Origin of the sequence: Clostridium sp. (assembly GCF_032552055.1) — a bacterium.
Classification (GTDB): domain Bacteria; phylum Bacillota; class Clostridia; order Clostridiales; family Clostridiaceae; genus Clostridium.
Window position 1 is genome coordinate 1 of record NZ_JAWGSV010000436.1, and the last position, 1,152, is coordinate 1,152.

Genomic DNA, 1,152 nt, shown 5'->3' on the forward strand with positions numbered 1-1,152 from the left:
AACAATAAATATTCATTATATAATTACAAATCAAAGAGACTGATTTGCTCATTCTTATATAACTTTTTATAATCCTCTATTATATCTTTCATTTTATAGATAATTCCAAGCTTCCTACATTCCTCAGTAAAAATCTTATAAAGTTCCCTCCCCTTAGGACTTGAGCACATATAATTGTTTTGGAATTCTCTTATATATCTTTCTTTTATTCCAGGAAATTCTTTGTCTAACTTATCAAAAAAATGCATTCTTTGATTTGATCTTAATGTAACACCAAAGGCAGGGTATATAAATTTAGCCCCATTTTCTTTAGCTTTTCTAACAATACTTATTATATTTTCTTCAGTATCATTAATAAAAGGAAGAATCGGCATTAATAAAATTCCTGTATAAATCCCTGCGTCAGACAATTCCTTAATAGCTTTAAACCTTTCAGATGATAGGCTAACATTAGGCTCTATTTTCTTGCTAAGCTCATCATCTGCTGTTGTTATTGTAATTTTACACAATACAGGCGAATGTTCTTTAATTCTTTTTAATACATCTATATCTCTAGTAATCAAATCACTTTTTGTATCAATTGCTGCACCATAATTATATTTATCTATTAATTCTAACGCCTTACGTGTTAATAAAAACTTTTTCTCAAATGGGTTATATGGATCACTCATTGCCCCAGTTGAGACTACACCTTTTTTTCTTTTCGATTTTAAATCTTTCTCAATTAAATTTATTGAATTTTCCTTAACTCTTACCCTATCAAAATCCTCTATACCATAGCAATCACTTCTACTATCACAATAAATACATCCATGACAACACCCTTTATAAATATTCATATTATAATTGCCACCAAACCATTCATTATTTTCTTTATAATTAGAAATAATACTTTTTGCAGGTATATAATTCATAGTTTTTCTCCTTATCTTTTTCACTCATCTAACTATTCTTAAACAAGAGATTTATAATTTTAATAAATAATCCAAAAAAGTCGATTGTTATTTCAATCGACTTACTTTAGAAATATGGTGCAGATGGCGGGACTTGAACCCGCACGAGGATTCCCCCGTCACCCCCTCAAGATGATGCGTCTGCCATTCCGCCACATCTGCATATTTATATATAGTTTAAAGTATATTGTATAAATTT

Annotated in this window: 1 protein-coding gene and 1 tRNA gene; both read right to left on the reverse strand. The window is 29.2% G+C overall.

Annotated features, from left to right (window positions below; genetic code table 11):
- Positions 1-23 precede the first annotated feature (23 nt).
- A complete protein-coding gene (locus E6248_RS16215) occupies positions 24-914 on the reverse strand; it encodes a radical SAM protein (RefSeq protein WP_316341798.1) in 891 nt (296 codons plus the stop codon).
- A gap of 115 nt (positions 915-1,029) precedes the next feature.
- Positions 1,030-1,115, reverse strand: a tRNA-Leu gene (locus E6248_RS16220).
- Between the last annotated feature and the right edge of the window lie 37 nt (positions 1,116-1,152).

What these genes read in the sequence shown, in the direction of transcription:
- E6248_RS16215 (WP_316341798.1), bottom strand. Translation starts at nt 914, where the DNA reads ATGAATTATATACCTGCAAAAAGTATTATTTCTAATTATAAAGAAAAT.